The sequence below is a fragment of the Rhizobium sp. IY2 genome, from assembly GCF_047532935.1.
Classification (GTDB): domain Bacteria; phylum Pseudomonadota; class Alphaproteobacteria; order Rhizobiales; family Rhizobiaceae; genus Rhizobium; species Rhizobium anhuiense.
This window is the reverse complement of the sequence record NZ_JBLKNU010000010.1, coordinates 166,348-179,753: the sequence shown is the minus strand read 5'-3', so window position 1 is coordinate 179,753 and position 13,406 is coordinate 166,348. Positions and strand designations below refer to the sequence as shown.

The 13,406-nt window shown below is 60.9% G+C and carries 13 protein-coding genes; 8 read left to right on the top strand and 5 right to left on the bottom strand.

Going from position 1 to position 13,406, the window contains the following annotated elements; genetic code table 11:
* Positions 1–10: 10 nt before the first annotated feature.
* Positions 11–943, bottom strand: coding sequence for a VOC family protein (locus tag ACMUVN_RS26065; RefSeq protein WP_047611547.1), 933 nt, complete (start codon positions 941–943; stop codon positions 11–13).
* A 135-nt stretch (positions 944–1,078) separates the two neighbouring features.
* A complete protein-coding gene (gene ung, locus ACMUVN_RS26060) occupies positions 1,079–1,780 on the bottom strand; it encodes a uracil-DNA glycosylase (RefSeq protein ID WP_097542014.1) in 702 nt (233 codons plus the stop codon).
* A gap of 239 nt (positions 1,781–2,019) precedes the next feature.
* Between ung and ACMUVN_RS26055 the strand changes: the two genes are divergently transcribed.
* From ACMUVN_RS26055 to ACMUVN_RS26045, 3 genes are all read left to right on the top strand, one after another.
* Positions 2,020–3,444: a phosphomannomutase gene (locus tag ACMUVN_RS26055; RefSeq protein ID WP_414815639.1), complete on the top strand. Its 1,425-nt coding sequence runs from the start codon at positions 2,020–2,022 to the stop codon at positions 3,442–3,444.
* A gap of 39 nt (positions 3,445–3,483) precedes the next feature.
* Positions 3,484–4,911, top strand: a complete 1,428-nt coding sequence (locus ACMUVN_RS26050) for a mannose-1-phosphate guanylyltransferase/mannose-6-phosphate isomerase (protein ID WP_063474422.1) — start codon at positions 3,484–3,486, stop codon at positions 4,909–4,911.
* 116 nt (positions 4,912–5,027) lie between these two features.
* The gene (locus ACMUVN_RS26045; RefSeq protein ID WP_047611819.1) at positions 5,028–5,333 is read left to right on the top strand and encodes a hypothetical protein; all 306 of its coding nucleotides are present in this window, start codon (positions 5,028–5,030) and stop codon (positions 5,331–5,333) included.
* A gap of 36 nt (positions 5,334–5,369) precedes the next feature.
* On the opposite strand, the gene ACMUVN_RS26040 is transcribed toward ACMUVN_RS26045, so the two are convergent.
* The gene (locus tag ACMUVN_RS26040) at positions 5,370–6,326 is read right to left on the bottom strand and encodes an endonuclease/exonuclease/phosphatase family protein (protein ID WP_063474421.1); all 957 of its coding nucleotides are present in this window, start codon (positions 6,324–6,326) and stop codon (positions 5,370–5,372) included.
* Positions 6,327–6,608: 282 nt separating this feature from the next.
* On the opposite strand from ACMUVN_RS26040, the gene ACMUVN_RS26035 reads away from it, so the two are divergent.
* On the top strand, positions 6,609–7,625 hold the full coding sequence (locus ACMUVN_RS26035) for an NAD-dependent epimerase/dehydratase family protein (RefSeq protein ID WP_063474420.1): 1,017 nt from the start codon (positions 6,609–6,611) through the stop codon (positions 7,623–7,625).
* A 30-nt stretch (positions 7,626–7,655) separates the two neighbouring features.
* Here the strand turns inward: ACMUVN_RS26035 and ACMUVN_RS26030 are convergent, their stop codons facing one another.
* Both ACMUVN_RS26030 and ACMUVN_RS26025 read right to left on the bottom strand, forming a co-directional pair.
* On the bottom strand, positions 7,656–7,970 hold the full coding sequence (locus ACMUVN_RS26030) for a hypothetical protein (RefSeq protein ID WP_047611556.1): 315 nt from the start codon (positions 7,968–7,970) through the stop codon (positions 7,656–7,658).
* Between the two features lie 248 nt (positions 7,971–8,218).
* Positions 8,219–8,371 (bottom strand): hypothetical protein, encoded by a 153-nt coding sequence (locus ACMUVN_RS26025; protein WP_009988813.1) that lies wholly within the window; start codon positions 8,369–8,371, stop codon positions 8,219–8,221.
* Between the two features lie 447 nt (positions 8,372–8,818).
* Here ACMUVN_RS26025 and ACMUVN_RS26020 point away from each other — a divergent pair, with 447 nt between their 5' ends.
* From ACMUVN_RS26020 to ACMUVN_RS26005, 4 genes are read left to right on the top strand one after another with little or no spacing between them, the layout of a single operon-like run.
* Positions 8,819–9,520, top strand: coding sequence for a CerR family C-terminal domain-containing protein (locus ACMUVN_RS26020; RefSeq protein WP_047611558.1), 702 nt, complete (start codon positions 8,819–8,821; stop codon positions 9,518–9,520).
* A complete protein-coding gene (gene hlyD, locus ACMUVN_RS26015) occupies positions 9,517–10,527 on the top strand; it encodes a secretion protein HlyD (protein ID WP_028758587.1) in 1,011 nt (336 codons plus the stop codon). The genes ACMUVN_RS26020 and hlyD overlap by 4 nt, the downstream gene beginning before the upstream one ends.
* Complete coding sequence (locus ACMUVN_RS26010) at positions 10,524–12,281, top strand: ATP-binding cassette domain-containing protein (RefSeq protein ID WP_063474417.1); 1,758 nt, start codon at positions 10,524–10,526, stop codon at positions 12,279–12,281. The genes hlyD and ACMUVN_RS26010 overlap by 4 nt, the downstream gene beginning before the upstream one ends.
* Positions 12,278–13,405, top strand: coding sequence for an ABC transporter permease (locus ACMUVN_RS26005; RefSeq protein WP_414815638.1), 1,128 nt, complete (start codon positions 12,278–12,280; stop codon positions 13,403–13,405). Before ACMUVN_RS26010 ends, ACMUVN_RS26005 begins: the two co-directional genes overlap by 4 nt.
* Position 13,406: the final 1 nt, after the last annotated feature.

The following is a 13,406-nucleotide window of genomic DNA, read 5'->3' as shown; positions in this document are numbered from 1 at the left end:
TCGCCTCTCCTTACGCTTCGAGCGGCTGCAGATGCTGCTCGAGCAGCGCGCGAAGATGGGCGTGCTGCTGCGGCAGCTTCAGGGCTTCGCCGAGATGGGCCGTATCTTCGTCGCGATCGAAGCCGGGCTCATTGGTCGCGACCTCGAACAGCACACCGCCCGGCGTGCGGAAATAGATCGCCCAGAAATAATCGCGGTCGATCACTGGTGTGACCTGGTAGCCGGTGTCCATCAGTGCCTTGCGCACTTCGAGCTGCTTCTCGCGGTTTTCGACGGCGAAGGCGACATGGTGAACGGAGCCGGCGCCGGGAAGCGCGCGGGCAATGTTCGGCATGGTTTCGAGATCGATGAGATGCGCGCCATTGCCGGAGGGTTTGATCAGCCGCTTGACGCCATCCCTTTCCTCAGAGACCTCGTAGCCCATGAACTTCAGGAGTTCGGCCGTGGCGCCCTCGTCCCTCAGCCGCATGGCGACAGAGTGGAAGCCGCGAATGGCATGGTCCTCGCTGATGCCGCCCTGTGTCCAGGGCTGACGCGCATCATCCCTGACCTCGACGAGCGCGAAGCCGTCGCCATCGGGACCGGAGAAGTTCAGCCTCTTTTCGCCGAAACTTTCCTCCGCCTTCAGTCCGCCGAGACCAAGCGCGGCCAAGCGATCGCTCCAGAAGCCGAGCGAGCCTTGCGGAACGGAAAACACAGTCGTGCCGACCTCCCCGGTGCCGGGACGGCCCTGCGCCATCTTCGGGAACGGGAAATACGTCATCACGCTGCCGGGCGTGCCGATCTCGTCACCGTAGTAAAGGTGATAAACGTCAGGCGCGTCGAAATTGACAGTCTTCTTGACCCGGCGCAGGCCGAGCGCATTGGTGAAAAACTGGTTGTTGGTGCGGGCGTCCTGCGCCATCGACGTGACGTGGTGCAGACCCTTGATCTGATCGAGCATGTGAGACCCCTTTCATGCCCGCCGTTGCGGGCTTTCGATGAGGCTAAGATGCGCGCTGCAGCTCCTGCGGAACAGACCCTTAGATCAAAACGCATTGTCTTCTTTTAGTGAACGAATGCTCGCTTACGTTCACATCTAGGCTTCATGGGGATTAGCCGGCAATTGCCAGTCGATCGGGTCGCGTCCGCGCGACTGCAGGAAGGCGTTCGCCTTCGAAAAATGCCCGCAGCCGAAAAACCCGTTATGGGCCGAAAGCGGCGAGGGATGCGGCGCCCGGAGCACGAGATGCCGCGTCGTATCGACGAAGGCGGCCTTGCGCTGGGCATAGGAACCCCAGAGCATGAAGACGACGGATTCGCATTCATCATTGACCTTGCGGATGACGGCGTCGGTGAAGCGCTCCCATCCCTTGCCCTGATGAGCCGCCGCCTGTCCTTCCTCGACGGTCAGCACGCTGTTCAGCAGGAGCACGCCCTGTCTTGCCCAATGCTCGAGAAAACCGTGACGTGCCGGCGCTATGCCGAGATCCGTTTCCATCTCCTTGTAGATATTGACGAGGGAGGGCGGGATGCGCACACCCGGCCGGACACTGAAGCACAGCCCATGGGCTTGCCCGAGCCCGTGATAGGGGTCCTGGCCGAGGATGACGGCCTTGACGTTGGAGATCGGCGTCAGATCGAGGGCGCGGAAATATTCGCTGCCCTTGGGGAAAATCCGCTTTCCGACTTGCTTCTGCGCGACGAGGAAAGATTTGAGTTGTTGCATGTAGGGGCTTGAAAACTCCCCCTCCAGCGCAGCCTTCCAACTCTCCTCGAGACTGACGGATGTATCGCTCATCTAGGAAAATCCTTCGCATAGGACGAAACAACAGACACACGGTTCTAACAAAATCGATCTACGCTGCAATGCCTGCTGGATCAGCAATGGGTCTACCCCCTCAGAATTCAGCAAGAGAAGATTGCAAAAGCCTGCGTGAAACATCATCCTCCGTGTTTAACTATATGTGAGCTTTGGTGTTTACGCCGGCAGGCGGCCTGAGTAGAAACTTGATCGTGCAATCGGAGCCATGTCTTCCTATGAAATTCGGCACGAGCGGCCTTCGCGGACTTTCAGTCGATCTCAAGGGACGCGCCTCTGCTCTCTACGCCACCGCGTTCGGCAAATATCTGTTGCAGACCGGCAAGGCGCAGGCCGGCGACGTCATTCTGATCGGCCGTGATTTTCGCGATTCAAGCCCCGAAATTTCGGGAAATTGTGCAGGTGCGCTCGCCGCGCTCGGCTTCCGGATATTCGACTGTGGCAATGTCCCCACACCCGCTCTTGCTCTCTATGGCCTCGAGAGCAACGCCGCGTGCCTGATGGTTACGGGCTCGCATATTCCGGCGGACCGCAACGGCATCAAGTTCTATCGTCCCGATGGCGAGATCGACAAATCGGACGAGACCGCAATTACCGCATCGGCGGCCGAGATCGAGCGAACCGGTGAAGCGGTGACGCAGGCGCCGGCCGAGACGGAGGATCATGAAGCGATATGCCGGCAGCTCTTTTTTGAACGCAATGCCGCCCTGCTTCCGCAAGGCGCGCTGTCCGGCCTGAAGATCGGCGTCTACCAGCACAGCACCGTCGCCCGCGATCTGCTGGTTGACGTTCTCGCTCATTACGGCGCTGAGATCACCGCTCTCGGACGTTCGGAGAGTTTCATCCCCGTCGATACCGAGGCTGTTTCCGACGAGACGATCACGCTGATGAAGCGCTGGGTGTCCGAGCACAAGTTCGATGCAATCGTCTCGACCGATGGCGACGGCGATCGTCCGCTGGTCGCTGACGAAACCGGCGCCCCCTTGCGCGGCGACCTTCTCGGCCTTGTGGCAGCCAATTTCTTGCGCGCCGGGACGGTGGTGACGCCGGTTACGTCAAATTCCGGCATCGAGGCCGCAGGCTCTTTCGCCGTCAGGCGCACCCGCGTCGGCTCGCCCTTCGTCATATCCGGTATGGAAGAGGCCGTAGCCGCCGGCGAAGATCATGTCATGGGCTTTGAAGCCAATGGCGGGCTGCTGACAGCAACCCCTTTCGATATCAACGGCAGAGCCGTGCGCGCCTTGCCGACGCGTGATTGTTTTGTCCCGATGCTCGCAATCCTGTCGCTCGCCGCTATCCGCAGGCAGCCGCTCTCAGCCATTGCCGCCTCCTATCACCTGCCCTTTGCCGCTGCCGATCGGCTGGAGAATTTTCCGGTGGAGACGAGCGCGGCACTGATGGAGCATCTGCGCACCTCGGAAGAAAATCTCCGGGCTTTCCTGCAGCCGATCGGCGAGGTGGCCGCGAAATCCGATATCGACGGACTTCGGGTGACGCTAGGAGACGGCGGGATCATTCACTTCCGCCCATCCGGCAATGCGCCTGAGATGCGCTGCTACGTGGAGGCCGGCAGCGAAGCTGCAGCCCTGGACTTGCTGAAGACAGGGCTCAATCGAATAAGAGACTGGGCAAGCGCCCGGTGACATGTGACGAACAAGCCGTTTATCTCAAGGAACCCGCCTATGACGCAGAAAATCGTTCCCGTGATCATGGCCGGCGGCAAAGGCACGCGGCTCTGGCCGCTTTCCCGTGCCACCGCACCGAAACAATTCATCCAGTTCGTCGGCGACAAGACGTTGTTTCAGGAAACTCTCGAACGCGTTTCCGATCCCGAACTCTATGAAGCCCCGATCGTCGTCACCAATGAGGAATTCCGCTTCCTGGTCGCCGAACAGGCTCGAGAGCGCGCCATCCCGCTCGCAGCGATCCTGCTCGAACCGGTCGCCCGCAACACAGCCGCAGCGGTGGCCGCGGCCGCAACGCTTGCAGCTGACCTCTTTGGCAAGCACACCATCATCCAGATGCTCGCCTCGGATCACGAGATCCTCGCCGACAAGAGCTATTTCGATTGCATCCGCATCGCCCGCGATGCCGCTGCCGACGGCAAGCTCGTAACCTTCGGTATCACGCCGACGGAGCCAGCGACGGGTTACGGCTATATCGAGATCGGCGATGCCCTCGAAAATGGTGCGCACAAGGTCGTCCGCTTCGTGGAGAAGCCGGCATTGGAAACGGCCGAACGGATGCTCGCCGACGGCGGCTTCTACTGGAATTCAGGCATCTTCATGTTCCCGGTGGCGGAGCTCGTCGCCGAACTGCAGGAATATGCGCCCGATGTGCTGAAGGCGGCCAGCAAGGCCGTTTCGAAAGCAAGCCGCGACCTCGATTTCACCCGCCTCGACGCCGACCATTTCGCCAAGAGCCCCGATATCTCCATAGACTATGCGATCATGGAAAAAACGTCCAAGGCGGCTGTCGTCCCCTCACCGTTCAAATGGTCGGACATGGGCAGCTGGGATGCCGTCTGGAAATCAGGCGCACGCGACGACAACGGCAACGTCGCCGCCGCCAACACCACCGTCGTCAATACCCGCAACTCGCTCGTCATGACCCATGGCGTGCATCTTGCCGTCCAGGGCATGGATGATGTCGCCGTCATCGCCAGCGAAGACGCCGTCTATGTCGGGCCGCTCAAAGACAGCCAGAATGTCGGACAATTGGTCAAGATGCTGGCCTCTAAGTCCGCCACGGCGAAATTCGCCGAAACCCATCCGACGTCCTACCGTCCCTGGGGCGGCTATACCTCCATCTTCAACGGCGATCGTTTCCAGGTGAAGCGCATCTTCGTCACGCCGGGCAAGAAGCTCTCGCTGCAAAAACACCACCATCGCTCCGAACACTGGGTCGTCGTCAAGGGAACGGCCGAGGTGACAGTCGGCGAGACCGTTCGGATGCTGCGCGAGAACGAGAGCGTCTATATTCCGCTCGGCGAAGTTCATCGTCTCGCCAATCCCGGCAAGATCGTCCTCGAACTCATCGAGGTGCAGACCGGCTCCTATCTCGGCGAAGACGACATCATCCGTATCGTCGATGAGTTCGGAAGAACGTAAAATCGCAGCCGCAGCCGCTGGTCGGCCCGCGGCGCGACCACCTTCGCTGTTGAATTCGCTCTCGGAGTTCTCGTAGAATGGGCGCACCGAAAGACATGACTGGAGATATCCCCCTGATGCGTATCATGACCGCCCTCGCCGGATTTCTTTCAGTCATGTTGCCGGGAATGGCGTTAGCCGAAACGGGAAAGATGCGAACCGCAAGCGAGGCTGAAATTCGCCAGCACCTGCCGGGCACGTCGGAGCTGAAAGAAAGCAGCAACGGTTACGAATATCGCAAGGGCAACGCCAATGGCTATAAGATCACCAACGGCCAAGTGTGCGTCCGGTTTCCCAACAAGTCGACCGACTGCGTCAGCGTGAAGACCGACGGCGAGAAATTTCAGATGATCGACAAAAAAGGCGGCAGAACGAGATTTTGACTTTGCCCCGGGCAAGCTCTCTTGCCCCCGGCAAGGTCACTTTGCCGGTGAAGTTTCGCCATCCTTGTCGAGAACGAATTCGGCGATCAGGCCTGCATGGTTCGAGCCGAGATTGTCATCGAGACGTTTCAGCGATCGCAGATGAAGCGGCGTGCGGGCAAATATGTGGTCGATGGCGATCCCGAGCGCGCCGGCGGCAACCGGCCATGTTGCCGGTTCCGGCACGATCGTTATCAGCTTCTGTTCACGCAGAAAACCTTGGATGCTTGGAGCGATCACCGAGGAGTTGAAGTCGCCTGACAACACCAGAGGGCCGTCGATCGAACCCAGCACTTTGCCGAGATCTTCCAATTCGGCCATCTGGAAATCGTCGAAATATGGTTTGGTCAGGTGCGCCGACACCAGATTGATGGTCTCGCCGCCGAAGTCGACGCTCGATATCACCAGCCTGTTTTTTCGGAGGCTGCCCATGCTGGCGACCTGCCGGCTAACGAACGGGCGCTTGGACAGCACCAGCGTATCGCACGTATCTTTCCCACTGTCGCAGCCGATATGATAGGGATAGGCCTTGAACAATTGCTGCAGATGGAATGTCAGCGGCTTGGCTTCGAGCAGATTGACGACATCGGCATTCGACGCAATCACCATATCGGTAATTTCGGTCGAGTTTTTCCAGTTGTCGATCGCAATGTTGAACGACATCAGACGAAAAAGCGGCGGCGTGTCCGCTGCTCTGCCATCCTGCGAGAACTCGCGCAGCATGACGACGCCGTGAGCGATGAGAAGAAGCGAGACAAGCAGAAGGATAAAGCCGTAGATCTGTCTTTTGACGGCCAGAATGACGAGGCTGGCGGCAACGAAGACGACACCGAGGTGGAGTTGAAAGCTGTAGACGAAGGACAGCAGCCAGAAGTTCGTCACATAGCGCAGCGACACGATCGCGATGGCAACGGTCAGAAACGCGCAGAGAATCCAATAGATTATGTTTCTCATCGATCCTGACCTGCTTGCAGACGACCAGCCGGCCATAACATGCAAGCCTCAATGTTGCAATGCAGCATAATGCCCGGGAGGGATGGCTGCCGGCAGGGCAAAGATCGGCGGCCGGCCGTCATCCGGCAAGACAGCGGCGGGCGGGCCGACGGCAGCCGAGACGAAGCTGTTGCCGTCTCTTTCAAAGACCTATCGACTCGGCCTCTTTTTATCTTGTAAGTGGGGGCACTTTGATGCGGAATCGGCTCTTTGCCGTCGGCAGGGAGCCGAGAAAAGGTGGGAATGCGCTACTTCATTACCGGTACGGCCGGCTTTATCGGTTTTCATCTGGCCAGGCGCCTGCTGCAGGAAGGGCATGACGTCACCGGCTTCGATGGCCTCACTCCCTATTACAACATCAAGCTCAAGGAGATGCGCCATGCGGCACTCTCCCAGTTTCCGGCGTTCAAACCCGTCATATCAATGCTCGAGGACCGGCCGGCGCTGGAATCGGCTGTTCTGGCAGCCAAGCCCGACATCCTGATCCACCTCGCCGCGCAGGCCGGCGTGCGTTACAGCCTGGAAAATCCCGAGGCCTATCTCCGTTCGAACGTCGAAGGCTCGTGGAACATCATGGAAATCGCGCGGCGCGTCGACGTCCGTCACCTGATGCTGGCTTCCACGTCATCGATCTACGGCGCCAATGAGACCGTCCCCTTTCGCGAGACCGATCGCGCCGACGAGCCGCTGACCATCTATGCCGCGACGAAGAAATCGATGGAGCTGATGGCGCACAGCTATGCCCATCTTCACAAGATTCCGACCACGGCCTTTCGCTTCTTCACCGTTTATGGCCCATGGGGCCGGCCCGACATGGCGCTGTTCAAATTCGCCAAGAACATGCTGGAAGACCAGCCGATCGAGATCTACGGCGAAGGCAATATGAGCCGTGACTTCACCTATATCAACGATCTCATAGAAGCGATCGTCAGATTGTCGGCAATCACCCCGAGCGAAGAAAACCGCCTCGACGACGCGGGCATCGAAACGCTTTCGCGCCAGGCACCCTTTCGTGTCGTCAATATTGGCGGAGGCCAGCCGGTCAGCCTGATGGATTTTGTCGAAACGGTGGAAAAGGCGCTCGGCCGTCCCGCTATCCGCAAGATGCTGGCGATGCAGAAGGGTGATGTGCCGCGCACATTCGCCGCCCCCGATCTGCTCGTCGCGTTGACGGGATACAAGCCGGATACGCCCCTGGATGTCGGCGTCAAGGCCTTCGTCGACTGGTATCTCGACGTACGCGGCGAACTTGGCGCCTAATTTTTGCTGAACTGTTTCCAGTCGATCCCGTCAGCGGAGAAATGTCACCGCGCTCACGACATCGACCGCCTTCGAAAACATATAGTCGACGACAACGGTCAGGCTCCGCGAATAGGTCTTGAGCCGATAACCCTCGCCCTCGACCGTCACGGGGCTGCGCAGGACGAGGGGAATGCCGGGGCGCACGAAACCGGCGCGTGTGGTCAAGGGAACCTCAGGCGAATGGCCGATGGCGGATGTGTACATCAGGTCGCGGGCAAGGCTGGCGGGGCCCATAGCGAAGGCCGGCCCGGCAGCGGCACTGATGGTCACGGTCAAGGCGATGGCGGTAAGAGTTCTGCGCATGTCGAGGTCCCCGTTTGCGGATCGGCGGGCTTTCAGCCCGGCTCCAAACGATCGATGCGTCTGTCCACGCTTCGGTCGCTTTCATGAGATCACTCTACACATCAGTATTTTCAGCGCTTTTAAGCGGATCGGTCAAATTTTAAGAAATTTGATTTTCTGTCCGGAAGGGCTCGATACGCAGAAAGAAACAGGGTCCCGGCCGCGGGCCGAGAACGCAATCGGCAAGGACCTGGGAGCTGCATCGCAGTCTACAGAATGCGATCCAGCTTCTTGTTGATATGCAGGTTCGGCATCAATCCCGCGCTTTGCGCGGCATGATAGGATTCCCGGGCCGCATCGAATGAGATCGACCACATGATGGCGCTGAGCAGGAGCGCAATGATATAAATCTGAATACGCATCGAACCGGCGATACGGAAAGAGCAAGGCAGTTTTGTGTCAAAACATGGCCATAGGCTTCACGAAAAAGTGGCAGGCTTTTGGGTCGCAGCCGGCTGATACCAGACACATTAGTGTCGTGAAAATTAGCGGTATTGCAGCGCTACCTGTTAGCAGCCGACCCCGAGGCTTGGTTCCTCTTCCCACTCCGAGAACCCTGAGAGCTCCGTTCCCCACGGGCCTCTTTGCTTCCTTTCCAATCGTTTTCCAGAACAGCCGAGATCGCCTGATCCGATCCACGCTGAACCGCTGAACGCCCATCTCGATCCCAATCCGGCCAACGCATCCACCACGAAACGATGCCACGTTTCTGCCTTTGCCTTTGTACCAGCGAAGGCGTAGGCCGCCGGCTCGGCTCAATAATATATCAATCGATTGACTTATTTGTTTGGCGGCGTTATAAATCTGTCATGACCCAAGAACATGACGCACAGGCACCGGCCTCCGCCCGCGCCGATATCGCGCGGCAGAAGATGCTCTCCGCCGCTCTCGACGTCTTCGGCCGGTACGGCTTCGACGGTGCTTCGACACGCCAGCTGACAGAGGCCGCCGGCGTGAACCTGCAGGCAATCCCCTACTATTTCGGCAGCAAGGAAGGTCTCTACATCGCCACCGCCGAGTATCTGATGGCCCGCATCGACACGCATGTCGGCGACATGAGGGCGCGCATCGGCACGCATCTGCTGGCGCTCGACGCCGCCGGCGAACGCCTCGCCGAAGCTCAGGCCCGCCTCTTCCTCACCGAAATTCTACAGACCATGGTGACGCTTTTCGTCGGCAAGGAATCCGAATCCTGGGCGCGCTTCCTGATCCGCGAGCAGATGGAGCCGACCGAGGCTTTTGCGAAGGTCTACCAAGGTATTATGCGGCCGATGATCGAGATGGGCCGGCGGCTGATCGGCGCGATCCTTCGCGAAGACCCCGCCTCGGAACATGTGCGCCTGCGCACCTTCAATCTTCTCGGCAGCATCCTGGTCTTTCGCGTCACCCACGCGGCCGTGCTTGCTCAGATGGAATGGGACACCATCGGCCCGGAACAGGTGGAAACCCTGCGCGGCCTCGCCGCCGAACTGGTTGATGTCCTCGGCCCGCCGAAGGGAGGCGCAGCATGAAACGCATCCTTCCTCTCGCCATCCTCCTCCTTGCGGCGAGTGCCGCCGCCTGGTGGTACGGCCTGCCCGAAAAGCTCGGCTGGCAAGCCGAGGCCCGCCGAGAATTCGTCCTTTACGGCAATGTCGATATCCGCCAGGTCTCGCTCGGCTTCCGCGTCAGCGGACGCCTCTCCGAACTGCGCGTGGACGAGGGCGATGTGGTCAAGAGCGGAACGGTTCTGGCGAAACTCGACGCCGCCCCCTATCAATTCGCTGTCCGCTCCGGAGAGGCCAATGCAGCAGCCCTTCGAGCGACGCTCGACAAGCTGAAGGCCGGCCCACGGCCGACCGAAATCGCCCAGGCGCGCGCCGCCTATGACGAAAGCCTCGCCGATCTCCAGAATGCCAACCTTGCCTATGACCGCGCCCGCCAGTTGCGCCCGCAGGGCACGATTTCCGAGGCGAGCCTCGACCAGGCGACCGCTGCACGGGCGATGGCCGCCGCCCGCTCCCAATCCGCCAACGAGGCGCTGAAACTGCTGCAGGAGGGGTCACGCGTCGAGGATATCGCGGCCGCCGACGCGCAGGTGAAGGCTGCCGAGGCAACCCTGGCCTCGGCCCGCACCTCGCTGGAAGATGCCGAACTGCGCGCCCCGAACGACGGCGTCATCCTTTCCCGCGTGCGGGAAAATGGCGCCATCGTCTCGCCGGCGGATACCGTTTTCGTGCTGTCCCTGACCGAGCCCGTCTGGGTGCGCACCTATGTTGCGGAGCCCGATCTCGGCCGCATCCACCCCGGCATGAAGGTTTCGGTCGCCTCCGATACGGCGCCCGACAAGCCCTACGAAGGCACGATCGGCTTCATCTCGCCGGTCGCCGAATTCACTCCGAAATCGGTGGAGACGCCGGAACTCCGCACCGACCTCGTTTATCGCCTGCGGATCGTCATCGACAAGCCCGGCCCGGATCTGCGCCAGGGCATGCCGGTCACCGTGCGCCTTCCCAGGCCGACGGCAGGCGGACAATGATTGCCGCCGAGACCGGCTCGCTGACAGGTTCGGACGACAAGCCGCTCGTCCGGATCGACGGCGTCACCAAGCGCTTCGGCGACGCACCCGCCGCCCTCGACACCGTCTCCGGCACGATCGGCGGCGGCGCGATCACCGGCCTCGTCGGCCCTGACGGCGCCGGCAAGACGACGCTGATCCGCCTGATGACCGGTCTGATGCTGCCCGACACGGGAACGATGGAGGTTCTCGGCTTCGACACCAGGAAGAATGCAGCCGGCATCCAGGCGGCGATCGGCTACATGCCGCAGCGCTTCGGCCTCTATGAGGATCTCTCGGTGCGGGAAAATCTCGATCTTTATGCCGATCTGCGTGGCTTGCCGAAGAGCGAACGCGCGAGCGCCTTCGACGAACTGCTCACCTTCACCGATCTCAAGCGGTTCACCGGCCGGCTGGCCGGGAAACTCTCCGGCGGCATGAAGCAGAAGCTCGGACTTGCCTGTGCGCTTTTGAAGAAGCCGCGCCTGCTGCTGCTCGACGAGCCGGGCGTCGGCGTCGATCCGATCTCGCGCCGCGACCTCTGGAAGATGGTCGAGAACCTGACGAAGGAAGGCATCGGCGTGCTCTGGTCGACCGCCTATCTGGACGAAGCGGAAGCCTGTGATCACGTGCTGCTTTTGAACCAGGGCAAGCTGCTCTTTTCGGGAAAACCGATGGAGATGACCGAGCGCGTCAAGGACCGGGTCTTCAGGGTATCCAATGTCACCGGCCGCCGCCGGCAGGTGCTCGCCGAACTCCTGCAGGCCGATGGCGTCATCGACGGCGTGATCCAGGGCGAGGCGATCCGCCTGGTCGCGGCGAAGGACAAGAAGCCCGATATCAGCAAGGCCGGCGATGGCGCAACACTCGCCCCTGCGCCGCCGCGCTTCGAGGATGCCTTCATCGATATGCTGGGCGGCGGTCCGGGTGGCCGCTCCAGGCTCGCAGAGGCGCAGCAATCGCTGAAGGCTGAGAACGACCGGCCGGTGATCGAGGCCAAGGGCCTGACCAAGCGCTTTGGTGATTTCACCGCTGCCGACGATATCGGCTTCGATATCCGCCGTGGCGAGATCTTCGGCCTGCTCGGTCCGAACGGCGCCGGCAAGTCCACCACCTTCAAGATGCTCTGCGGCCTGCTGAAGCCGACCGGCGGCGAAGGCCGCGTTGCCGGTTTCGATCTTCGCCGTGATGCCGCCGAAGCCCGCAACCAGCTCGGCTACATGGCGCAGAAATTCTCGCTCTACGGCGATCTCACCGTCATGCAGAACCTCGAATTCTTCTCTGGCGTCTATGGCCTTCGCGGAAAACACCGGCGCGAGCGCATCGACCTGATGGCGGACATTTTCGATTTCGGTCGCCATGCCGGCGAACCCGCCAAAGATCTGCCGCTCGGCCTGAAGCAGCGCCTGGCGCTTGCCTGCGCCGTTATGCACGAGCCGCGCGCCCTCTTCCTCGACGAACCGACCTCCGGCGTCGATCCGATCACCCGGCGTGAATTCTGGACGCATATCAATGCGCTGGTCGAAAAGGGCGTCACAGTGCTCGTCACCACCCATTTCATGGACGAGGCCGAATATTGCGACCGAATCTCACTGATCTATCGCGGCCGCTCGATTGCGCTCGGCTCGCCCGATGAATTGAAGGCGCGGGTCGCGACCAAGGAGCAGCCGGACCCGACGATGGAGGATGCCTTCATCGCCCTCGTGCAGCAATCGGAAGTGGAGGATGCCGCATGAGTGTCTCCTCCGGTCGGCTTCGGCGTCTTTCAGCCCTGGTGCGCAAGGAAAGCTTGCAGGCGATCCGCGATCCGAGCAGCATCCTCATTGCCTTCGTGCTGCCGCTGATCCTGCTTTTTCTGTTCGGCTACGGCGTCTCGCTCGATACCACCCGCACCCGCATCGGCCTCGTGACCGAGGAGATGACGCCGCTGACGCAGGATCTGTCGGCCAGTTTCCAGGCCTCACGCTATTTCGATGTGGCGATGGGCCGTGACCGGCGTCTTTTCGAAGAAGACCTCGTGGTCGGCAAGGTGCGCGGCGTCGTCGTTATCCCCGCCGATTTCACCACCCGCTACACCGCCGGCAACCGTCCCGATATCCAGGTGATCGTTGATGGCTCCGATCCGAACACGGCGAACTTCGTCCAGAATTATGCCCAGGACGCCGTCGCCAACTGGGAGCGGCAGAGACAGGCGGACGTCGCCTCGCATAGTCCCGCCATCGCGGTCGAGCAGCGCTTCTGGTTCAATCCTGAACTGACCAGCCGCAATTTCCTCGTGCCGGGCTCGATCGCCATCGTCATGACGCTGGTCGGCACGCTTCTGACCTCGCTCGTCGTCGCCCGCGAATGGGAGCGCGGCACCATGGAGGCGATGATGGCGACGCCGGTGACGGCGGTCGAACTGCTCGCCGGTAAGATCCTGCCCTATTTCCTGCTCGGCCTCACCTCGATGACGCTCTGCGTGCTGCTTGCGGTCTTCCTCTTCGGCGTGCCGTTCCGCGGCTCCGTCGCCGCCCTTTATACACTCTCGGCCGCCTTCCTGATCCCGGCGCTCGGCCAGGGCCTGTTGATCTCGACGGTAACGAAGAACCAGTTCCTCGCCTCGCAGTTGGCGCTGATTACAGCATTTCTGCCGGCCTTCCTGCTGTCGGGCTTCCTCTTCGAGATCAATTCCATGCCGACCGTGATCCAGTGGATCACCTTCATCGTGCCGGCGCGTTACCTGATCCCCAGCCTGCAGACGGTCTTCCTCGCCGGCGACATCTGGCCGATGTTCGTGAAGGCGATATCGGTCATGCTGACGATCGGCGCCATCATGTTCATGCTTGCCGCCCGCAGCACCAGAAAGAGGATCGGCTGAG

Coding starts and splice junctions, on each gene's coding strand:
- hlyD (WP_028758587.1), top strand. CDS start 9,517: ATGAAACGCATCCTTCCTCTCGCCATCCTCCTCCTTGCGGCGAGTGCC.
- ACMUVN_RS26035 (WP_063474420.1), top strand. CDS start 6,609: ATGCGCTACTTCATTACCGGTACGGCCGGCTTTATCGGTTTTCATCTG.
- ACMUVN_RS26065 (WP_047611547.1), bottom strand. CDS start 943: ATGCTCGATCAGATCAAGGGTCTGCACCACGTCACGTCGATGGCGCAG.
- ACMUVN_RS26040 (WP_063474421.1), bottom strand. CDS start 6,326: ATGAGAAACATAATCTATTGGATTCTCTGCGCGTTTCTGACCGTTGCC.
- ACMUVN_RS26030 (WP_047611556.1), bottom strand. CDS start 7,970: ATGCGCAGAACTCTTACCGCCATCGCCTTGACCGTGACCATCAGTGCC.
- ACMUVN_RS26025 (WP_009988813.1), bottom strand. CDS start 8,371: ATGCGTATTCAGATTTATATCATTGCGCTCCTGCTCAGCGCCATCATG.
- ACMUVN_RS26005 (WP_414815638.1), top strand. CDS start 12,278: ATGAGTGTCTCCTCCGGTCGGCTTCGGCGTCTTTCAGCCCTGGTGCGC.
- ACMUVN_RS26020 (WP_047611558.1), top strand. CDS start 8,819: ATGACCCAAGAACATGACGCACAGGCACCGGCCTCCGCCCGCGCCGAT.
- ACMUVN_RS26010 (WP_063474417.1), top strand. CDS start 10,524: ATGATTGCCGCCGAGACCGGCTCGCTGACAGGTTCGGACGACAAGCCG.
- ACMUVN_RS26050 (WP_063474422.1), top strand. CDS start 3,484: ATGACGCAGAAAATCGTTCCCGTGATCATGGCCGGCGGCAAAGGCACG.
- ACMUVN_RS26045 (WP_047611819.1), top strand. CDS start 5,028: ATGCGTATCATGACCGCCCTCGCCGGATTTCTTTCAGTCATGTTGCCG.
- ung (WP_097542014.1), bottom strand. CDS start 1,780: ATGAGCGATACATCCGTCAGTCTCGAGGAGAGTTGGAAGGCTGCGCTG.
- ACMUVN_RS26055 (WP_414815639.1), top strand. CDS start 2,020: ATGAAATTCGGCACGAGCGGCCTTCGCGGACTTTCAGTCGATCTCAAG.